Annotated in this window: 8 protein-coding genes and 1 pseudogene; 2 read left to right on the plus strand and 7 right to left on the minus strand. The window is 67.5% G+C overall.

Going from position 1 to position 8289, the window contains the following annotated elements:
- Positions 1–170: 170 nt before the first annotated feature.
- The 4 genes and pseudogenes from ACRX5W_RS09415 to ACRX5W_RS09430 all read right to left on the minus strand — a co-directional run.
- Positions 171–1493, minus strand: a complete 1323-nt coding sequence (locus tag ACRX5W_RS09415) for a glycoside hydrolase family 26 protein (RefSeq protein WP_436787553.1) — start codon at positions 1491–1493, stop codon at positions 171–173.
- 6 nt (positions 1494–1499) lie between these two features.
- On the minus strand, positions 1500–3467 hold the full coding sequence (locus ACRX5W_RS09420) for a glycosyltransferase family 2 protein (RefSeq protein WP_436787554.1): 1968 nt from the start codon (positions 3465–3467) through the stop codon (positions 1500–1502).
- Between the two features lie 79 nt (positions 3468–3546).
- On the minus strand, positions 3547–4317 hold the full coding sequence (locus ACRX5W_RS09425; protein ID WP_436788053.1) for a hypothetical protein: 771 nt from the start codon (positions 4315–4317) through the stop codon (positions 3547–3549).
- Positions 4318–4542: 225 nt separating this feature from the next.
- Positions 4543–4635: pseudogene (locus ACRX5W_RS09430) on the minus strand (DUF2510 domain-containing protein); the annotation flags it as partial.
- Between the two features lie 267 nt (positions 4636–4902).
- Between ACRX5W_RS09430 and ACRX5W_RS09435 the strand changes: the two are divergent.
- A complete protein-coding gene (locus tag ACRX5W_RS09435) occupies positions 4903–5295 on the plus strand; it encodes a VOC family protein (RefSeq protein WP_436787555.1) in 393 nt (130 codons plus the stop codon).
- Between the two features lie 11 nt (positions 5296–5306).
- On the opposite strand, the gene ACRX5W_RS09440 is transcribed toward ACRX5W_RS09435, so the two are convergent.
- Genes ACRX5W_RS09440 through ychF form a run of 3 tightly spaced genes read right to left on the minus strand, consistent with a single transcriptional unit; the run spans position 5307 to position 6972 of the window.
- Positions 5307–5561, minus strand: a complete 255-nt coding sequence (locus tag ACRX5W_RS09440; RefSeq protein WP_436787556.1) for a Txe/YoeB family addiction module toxin — start codon at positions 5559–5561, stop codon at positions 5307–5309.
- Positions 5558–5842, minus strand: a complete 285-nt coding sequence (locus tag ACRX5W_RS09445) for a type II toxin-antitoxin system Phd/YefM family antitoxin (protein ID WP_436787557.1) — start codon at positions 5840–5842, stop codon at positions 5558–5560. Before ACRX5W_RS09445 ends, ACRX5W_RS09440 begins: the two co-directional genes overlap by 4 nt.
- Positions 5843–5898: 56 nt before the next feature.
- Positions 5899–6972, minus strand: a complete 1074-nt coding sequence (gene ychF / locus ACRX5W_RS09450) for a redox-regulated ATPase YchF (protein WP_436787558.1) — start codon at positions 6970–6972, stop codon at positions 5899–5901.
- Positions 6973–7156: 184 nt separating this feature from the next.
- On the opposite strand from ychF, the gene ACRX5W_RS09455 reads away from it, so the two are divergent.
- The gene (locus ACRX5W_RS09455; protein WP_436787559.1) at positions 7157–7810 is read left to right on the plus strand and encodes a hypothetical protein; all 654 of its coding nucleotides are present in this window, start codon (positions 7157–7159) and stop codon (positions 7808–7810) included.
- Positions 7811–8289 lie beyond the last annotated feature (479 nt).

Raw genomic sequence — 8289 nt, forward strand, 5'->3', positions numbered from 1 at the left:
CGGCGCCACGAGCCACGCGACCAGCGACGCGATGACGACGGCGCAGGAGACCACGGCGAGCAAGGGGTACCGCAGGGCCAGCGACTTCAGCCGCGGGTAGTGCCGCACCCGCAGAGCCCGCGAGAGGGCCCGCACAACCCCCAGGACCGCCAAAGCCTTCAGCCGCACGGTCAACTCCCGGTCGTGGTGGCGCGTGCCGTGGAAGTGCGGGACGCGGGGCGGGTGGTCTTGGTGGTCGACCCGCCCGTCGGCGCCTTCGTGGTCGTGGTCGGTGCCTTGGTCGTCGGCGGTTTCGTCGTCGGCGGCTTCGTCGTGGCCGACGCGGACGGGGACGCCGAAGGACCGGCACTCGGCGGCGCTCCCGCGGCGGGCGGAAGTTCGCGCAGCGGTGTCGAGTTCACCGTCCATTTCAGGTCGTAGCGCGGGGCCGACATGCCGGCCCGATAGGCCGTCGACGCGCTTTCCGACACCGAGATCCGCCAGTCCGCCTCGTCTTCCTTGCGTGCCTCGTACCAGATCACACCGATGATGTCGGGGTTCTCGGGAAGCTGCCGGAACATCTCGGTGATCCATGCGGCCTTCATGCCGTCGAAGTCCACCGCTCCGGTTTCCGTGACGACGATCGGACGGCTGGTGAACTCCCTTATCTGCCGCACGGACGGCTGGAAGATCTCATTGAAGGACTTGTACTGCTCGACACCCTTGGTTCCGAAGTAGCCCGACAGGCCGACCCAGTCGACGTATTCGTCGCCAGGATAGAGCGACTTGAGCGGCGTGGCGTTCTCGTAGTCGCGATTCGGACTCCACACCCACGTGACGTCGGTCGCGCCGGCGGCGGTGAAGATGTCGTGCACGTGGCGCCACGCCTGGATGTACTGGTCGGCGGTATTGCCGTTGGCCTGTGCGGCCCACGGGTACCAGAAGCCGTTCATCTCGTGCGCGAACCGGATACCGACCGGATAGCCGAGTTCCTTGACGCCTTGCGCCCAACTCGTGATGTAGGCGTCGAACTTGCCGGAGATGATGTTCGTCAGCGCGTACTCGGGCTGGAGGCCGCGCAGTTCCTCGACCGGGTTCTCCTTGCGGAAGTCCCACGGCTCCCAGGCCAACAGGGGCATCATTCCGCGTTTCGCCACCTGGTCGAACAGGCGCCGGTCGAAAGGCGAATCGGCCCAGCCGACGGAGAACTGGAGGACCTGCGGCTCACGTTCCACCGCCTCGGAGAACTCGTCGACGGGCCCGAGGTCGTAGGAGCCGCGGGACGTCATGATCCCCAGAAACGTCTTCCCCGCTTCGGGGAAGACCTGGGTCGGCTCGACCTGGATGCGCTGTTCGAGCCAGGTGGGCGGCGGTTGTTCCTCGGGGATGGGGCCGACGCCGGGCGCCTCGGAGGCGATGTTCTCGTGGACGAGTTTGGGGGCGAGGACGAAGGCGTACGTGACGATCAATGCGGTCACCAGAACGCCGAGGATTCGCGGAACCGTTATGCGCATCGCCCGTCACCCGGCCCATTGCCGAGTCGGCGGACCCACGGCGGCTTCGTCGTACAGTGCGTCGAATTCGCGGTGATCGGACGCGGGCGCGGAGTGGCCCGGGGCCGACTCGCCCGCATCGGCCTGGTCGAACGAGGCCTGTTCTGCGGCTCCGGGGTCTGCCGCGGGGTCTGCCGTGTGGTCCGCCGCCGGCAGCGCGTCCGACGCGCGGGGCGAGGGCAGCACGGATTGAGTCGGGCCCTCGCGGCGGCGCATGCGCCGGGCGTCCTTCGCGATGCGGCGTCCGGTGAACGCCGAGATCAGCGGCGGCATCAAACCCGTCACTAGGCTGACACCGGCCCAAAACCGCAGCACCACCAAATCGTGCGAGAACACAAAACTCGCCGCGAGAAGACCGCCCGAGAAACCCGCCCACATAAGGTGCAGACGGAAAGTCGCCAACGACTCGGCACTGCGCAATTCGCCTTTCGCCGTCACCGCGTAGGCGAGCGGCCGTCGGAACAACGCGGCGACGGCAGCCGCGACATAGACGGGACCGGCGAACAAGGCGAGACCCATGCCCGCCAGTCCGATCTCGCGTCGTTCGTGGGCGGCGAGGTTGAAGCGACGCAGCCACAGCCAGAGCACGAACCAACTACCCATGCTTGCCGCCCACAACGCCAGCCAATGCATGCCGTTGACACGCATCGACGTCACACCGAGCAGCAAATAGGTCGCCGTCGCCAGACTGCCGAGGACCGTCGTCACCGCGACGCTCGGATAGTAGAACTGCACGAACCCGTACAGCACCCGCTGCCGCAGCCGCAGCCGAATGCCGGACCGCAGTTTCTTTTGGAGCAGGATCTCCCAGATGCCGTATGCCCAGCGCTTTTGCTGGTTGAAGTAGTCCGTCCAGGAGGTGGGGCCTTCGCCGACGGCCAGAACGTCCGGGGTGTAGACGCCTTTCCAGCGGTTGCCGGTCTCCGGATTGTCCGTGGCCTGCACGCGCATGCTGGTCAGGTGGTCCTCGATGATCGAGTCCTGGTAGCCGCCGATTTGGCGCCACGCCGCGGGCCGGTAAAGGTGGTTGGTGCCGATCAGCAGCGGAGCGTCCATTCCGTTGCCACCGCGTTCGACCAGTCCGCTGAACAGGTACTGCTGCACGGACGCGCCGTGGGCGACCCAGTTGTCGTACATATTGCCGTAGACCTGCGGTGCGACGACGAAAGCGACGTCGGGATCCCGGAAATAGCCCAGGGTGCGCTGAAGGAAACAGGTCAGCGGGACGTGGTCGGGGTCCATTTGGGCGACCACGTCGTACTTCGACTCGTGCTCCGCCCGCCACGAATTGTGGTTGCCTGATTTGGTCTTGGCGCGGAACTCGCCCTCGGCCTGGTTGTATTCCGGACGGCCCTTGCGGCTGAAGTGGTGCACACCGATACGGGCGGCCATCTCCTTCACCGCGTCGTCGTCGCCTTCGTCGAGAATCCAGACGTCGACCTGGCCGTCGTACTCGATCTCCTTCATCGCCCGCAGCGTCCGCTCGACGATGTCGATCGGCTCCTTCGCCGGGACGATCGTGGTCAGCACCGCGACGCGCAGGCCGGACGGCGGCTCCACCGGCACGGGGTCCTTGGCACGGAACGCGAAGACCCAGACCGCGACGCTCTGGACGAGGCGGACGAGTTCCACGAGAACCACCGCGCAGAAGGCGACGCGCGCGACGGTGAGCTTCCACCCCTGGATCCACGTGACGCCCGCGCCGGGCACGTGCTCGGGCAGCAGCAGCCAGCCGACGAACGCCAGTCCGGCAAGCGCGTTGACCACCACGAGGATGGTCAACGCGAACTTCGCACCGATCGAGGCGACCGGACGGAACCGGACCCGGTAGCCCTCATCCGGCGGGCTCGTCAGCGGCCCCGACACGTCGGCGCAGGCGACGTAAGCCCGATGGGCCTGCCGGTTGCGGCGTTCGCGCTTGTTGGCACGCCGCACAGGCCCCCGAGGAGCCCGGCGACTGCCACCCCCCGTCGCGGACACTCGGCCCACCCTCTTCTTGTCGTTCATGCGGTGCTCAGGGCTGCATGGTTATCGAATTCGCGATCTGGTCCATCAGGGAAGCCTGTGGGGCCTCGCTGGTCCTGTCGAGGCAAATCTGAAGCACCGCGATCTCCGGGGAGTTCGCAGCCGTGCGCACCGTCAGCACGCCGCAGTAACTGCTGGGCGCGGACTGCCCGGCGAGCATGGGGAGGTCCCACATGGCCAGGTAGCCGTCCAGGCCCTGGATGGTGATGGCCTTGTGCTTCAGCGGACCGGTGACTCCGGGCGGGGCGGTGCCGCCCGACTGCGCCGTGATCAGCTCCTGGCCCATGCCGAGCGTCAGCGACGGAAGATCGGACCAACCGCCGCTCAGCAGACGGAGGTTCTGGACGACGAGGCCGCGGGCGCACATGTTGTCGACGCGCCCGGTGCACTGGTACGGGTCGAGGACATAACGCGCCTCCTCGCTCGTCGCCTTGGGGTTGACCTGCGGCGTCCAGCCCGCGGGCACGGAGAACTTCATCTTGTTCTTGGGGCCGGAAATGACCTGGCCGCCCGCGATGGGGTTGCCGCCGGCAAGCGGTGTGCCCGCGAAACCCTCGGGACTGGCAACGTCGTTGGGCAGCGCACTCGGACTGCCGGAGGGACCGGACGAGGAACTCGCCGTACCGCCCGCTTTGTCGTCGTCCCCCGACGTCCCGACGAGGTAGCCCCCGATGCCGGTCGCGGCCGCGAGGACCACCGTGACTATGCCGATGATCACCCGCTTCTTCGTACGGTTGGGCTCGACCGCTTCGAACTGCACAGAGGCGACGGGCTGCGGAATGGGGCGCTCGCTGCCGGGCCACGGCGCCGGCGACCCGGAATCAGCGGCCGGCGACCACGGAGGGGCGCCCGCCGAAACGGTCGGCTGCGCGGCCGCGTCCTGGACCGCGAACCCCGGCTGGGGACCCGCCGGAGGCGGCTCGTGGTTTCCTCCGGAAGTGCTGGTGCCCGACGTTTGCAGGAAGTCGGACTGCGCACGGTAATCGTCCGTCCAGGAAGTCCCGTTCCACCAACGCAGCGTATCCGGCCGACCCGAGGGATCCCTATACCAGCCGCTGGGCCGATTGTCCGTCACCATGCGGCGAGATGCTAGCAGGATCGGATTTACGCGTGAGGCGACACCATCTGCCGGGATGGGAAACGGAATACGACCGTGCGCTTTCCGCGTGCGCTCAGTGGACACCACGCCGCATCGGTGGCGCCGCGTCCTCCGCCGATCCGGCACACATCGGCCGTACCCCGTGAACTTCCGTTCGGGTAGGGTGCGTTCGCAGAAAAATCGAGCACTCCCCGGCGGAACACCGTCGTGCACGCCTTTGATCCGGCCGCAATCCCTGGGGGTCCCATGCCCGGCTTCACCGGCATCTCACACGTGTCACTGTCCGTCTCGGACGTGGCAGCCAGCGCGCGCTGGTACACCGAAGTCCTCGGCTTCACCGAACGGATGTCCCTCGAAGGCGAAACCTTCACCCAGCGCATCTGCATGCACGACAGCGGTCTGATCCTCGGCCTGCAACAGCACCACGGCAACGACGGCACCGCGTTCGACCCCGCCCGCGCGGGCCTGGACCACCTGTCGCTCGCGGTCCCCGACCGCGCCGGCCTCGACGCGTGGGCCGAACACCTCGCCGCCCACGGCGTCAAGCACTCGCCGATCGCGGACACCCCGGCCGACTGCGTCCTGAGCTTCCGCGACCCCGACGACATCCAACTCGAACTCTTCAGCCCGCCGGCCTGACCACCTGACGGTCAGTAGTGGTAGCGGGCGGCGAGAATCACGATCTCTTTGTCCGTCACCAGATAAACCAGACGGTGTTCGTCGTCGATCCGGCGTGACCACGCCCCTGGCAGGTGGTACTTCAGGGGCTCGGGTTTGCCGATGCCCGAGAAGGGATCACGCCTCGCCTCGTCGATGAGCCTGTTGATGCGCGCGAGAATCTTGCGGTCGCTCCTGAGCCAGGACGTGTAGTCCTCCCAACCCTGATCCTCGAAGACAAGCCTCACGTGTCGGTGCCCACGCCGAAGTCCGCCGCCGCGGGGTCGATCAGCTCGCGCTCGGAGACGTTTCGTTCGGCCAAGGCATTCTCGTAGGCCTTCAGCAGGCGCCTTGCGTTCGCCGGAGAACGCAGCAGGTATGAGCCTTCCCGCAGCGCCGCATAGTCGTCGGCCGAGAGGAGCACGGCGTTCCCGTGCCTGGAGACGATCTCTATGGCCTCGTGATCGTCGTTGACCTTCTTGATCAGCGGAAAGAGAGCCTTACGGGCTTCACTCGCGGTGATGGACATGGCTACACCCTTCGGCCAGTGGTACAACTTACGGTACCACTGGCCGGGGTTTGCCCTCAGACGTTGAAGCGGAACTCGACCACGTCGCCGTCCTGCATGACGTAGTCCTTGCCCTCCATGCGCGCCTTGCCCTTGGCGCGGGCGTCGGTGCGGGAGCCTGTTTCGACCAGGTCGTCGAAGGCGATGACCTCGGCCTTGATGAAGCCGCGCTGGAAGTCGGTGTGGATGACGCCGGCGGCTTCGGGGGCCGTGGCGCCTTTGCGGATGGTCCACGCGCGGGCCTCCTTGGGGCCCGCGGTGAGGTACGTCTGCAAGCCGAGGGTGTCGAAGCCGACACGGGCGAGGTTCGACAGGCCGGACTCCTCTTGGCCGAGGGCCTGGAGGAGTTCGAGGGCTTCGTCGTCGGGAAGCTCGATGAGCTCGGACTCGATCTTGGCGTCCAGGAAGATGGCCTCGGCCGGTGCGACCAGCGCGCGCATCTCGTTCTTCAGGTCTTCGTTGAGGAGTTCGTCCTCGTCGACGTTGAAGACATAGAGGAAGGGCTTCGCGGTGAGCAAGTGCAGTTCGCGCAGCGGTGCCGAGTCGAGGCCGGCGGCGAAGACGGTCCGACCGCTCTCCAGGACCTTCTGCGCCTCCTCGACCGCCTTGGCGGCCTCCGCCGACTCCTTCTTCAGGCGCGATTCCTTCTGGAGGCGCGGCAGGACCTTCTCGATGGTCTGGAGGTCGGCGAGGATCAGCTCGGTGTTGATGGTCTCGATGTCGTCCTTCGGCGAGACCTTGCCGTCGACGTGGACGACGTCCGGGTCGGTGAAGACGCGGATCACCTGGCAGATCGCGTCCGACTCGCGGATGTTGGCGAGGAACTTGTTGCCCAGGCCCTCGCCTTCCGAGGCGCCGCGCACGATGCCCGCGATGTCGACGAAGTCGACGGTCGCCGGCAGCACCTTCTGCGAGCCGAAGATCTCGGCGAGCTTGTGCAGCCGAGCGTCCGGCACCCCGACCACCCCGATGTTGGGCTCGATCGTCGCGAACGGGTAGTTCGCCGCGAGCACGCTGTTCTTCGTCAGGGCGTTGAACAGGGTGGACTTGCCGACGTTGGGCAGACCGACGATTCCGATGGTGAGCGACAACGTGGCTTCCCTGGGTTGACGGGGTGGGGATGCGCGCGTGTACGGCACGCCGACCGCCCATTCTATCCGCGCGGCGCGACAGCCCGGCGGGCGCTCGTCCGGCGTCGATAGGCTCCCCCGACGACCGGCGCAGGGGGCCGCCGGCCCGGAAGACAGGGGGGACTCGACTGCGGGGAGAAGTGGGATGAGCGTTCAGGGGACCGGCAACCGCGTCCCATACCCGGACTACGTGCTGTGGCAAGGCGAGAAGTTCGGCAAATTGCTCTTGGCGGCCGTCGTTCCGCTGATTCTGCTGCCGCTGGACCTCGCCGACATCGCGAGCGACACGGGCCTGCCGCAGGGGGCGATGGCGGCGCTCGCGGTGCCGCTCTCGTTGTTCGTGGTGCTGGGCCACTACGTCTACAAGCACCGCAAGATCGCGCTTAGTGCGCAGGGCATGGTGCTGTACGGCATGTCCAAGACGCGGCAGGTCGCCTGGGCCGACATCGTCTCCGTCACCGTCAAGCTCCGCCTGGGCACCGGTGAGGCGCCGAGCAGTGTGACGCTGCACGCGACCCGGCGCGACGGCGGCTCGGCCAAGCACACGCTCAACTTCATCGCAGCCGAGCAACTCCCGTGGTTCGCCAAGGACATCAAGGACGCCGCGGCGCTGTGGGGAATCCCGACCGAGGTGAAGGGTTCCCGCGCGGCACGGAACGCCTTCGAGCAACTGGAGGCGCAGTCGGCAGGCGCCTGGCAGCACGGGCACGTCCCGCCGCGACAACAGGCTCCATACGCCCCGCCCGGCGCGGCCCCGGCGCCGCAATCGAACCACCGCCCCTGGGCGTCTCGGGACTGAGCCCGGCGTATTCGGCGCGGCGGCGGTCCTCGGTGACGCGCGAACTGCCCCGCCGCCTCCGCCGCCCCGAAAGCACGGTTCGCGAAACCGCACGCGTTCCGGTGCCACCGATCGAGGGGTCACGCGCGTCCTCGCCTGTGAAGGATCCCGAGGGCCGGGATCCAAGTTGCGCGGGATCGTGCCGGTCAACGCCGCCGAACGGGGTAGTCCGGGGCGTGGTCGCTGTGGCCGGAAGGGGTTCGCCGGTGCTCGTCACGCTGGTGCGGGCCATCCCCCGCACGCCCTGCCGCCGAGCCCGAACGGGGTGTCCGGAAGCAGGGAACGGTGGCCCTTGCCCGTCACGGCATCAGGTGTCCGGCCACCCGGGTGGCGCTGTCGTACTCAGATGAGGATGAGCGTGTTCTTCACCGATTTGAGTCATGTCATACGCATAGCGTGGATAGATGAATCAGCGCAGCCGTGCCCGGCCGCCCGCGGCC

The organism is Yinghuangia sp. YIM S10712 (genome assembly GCF_051388935.1).
Classification (GTDB): domain Bacteria; phylum Actinomycetota; class Actinomycetes; order Streptomycetales; family Streptomycetaceae; genus Yinghuangia.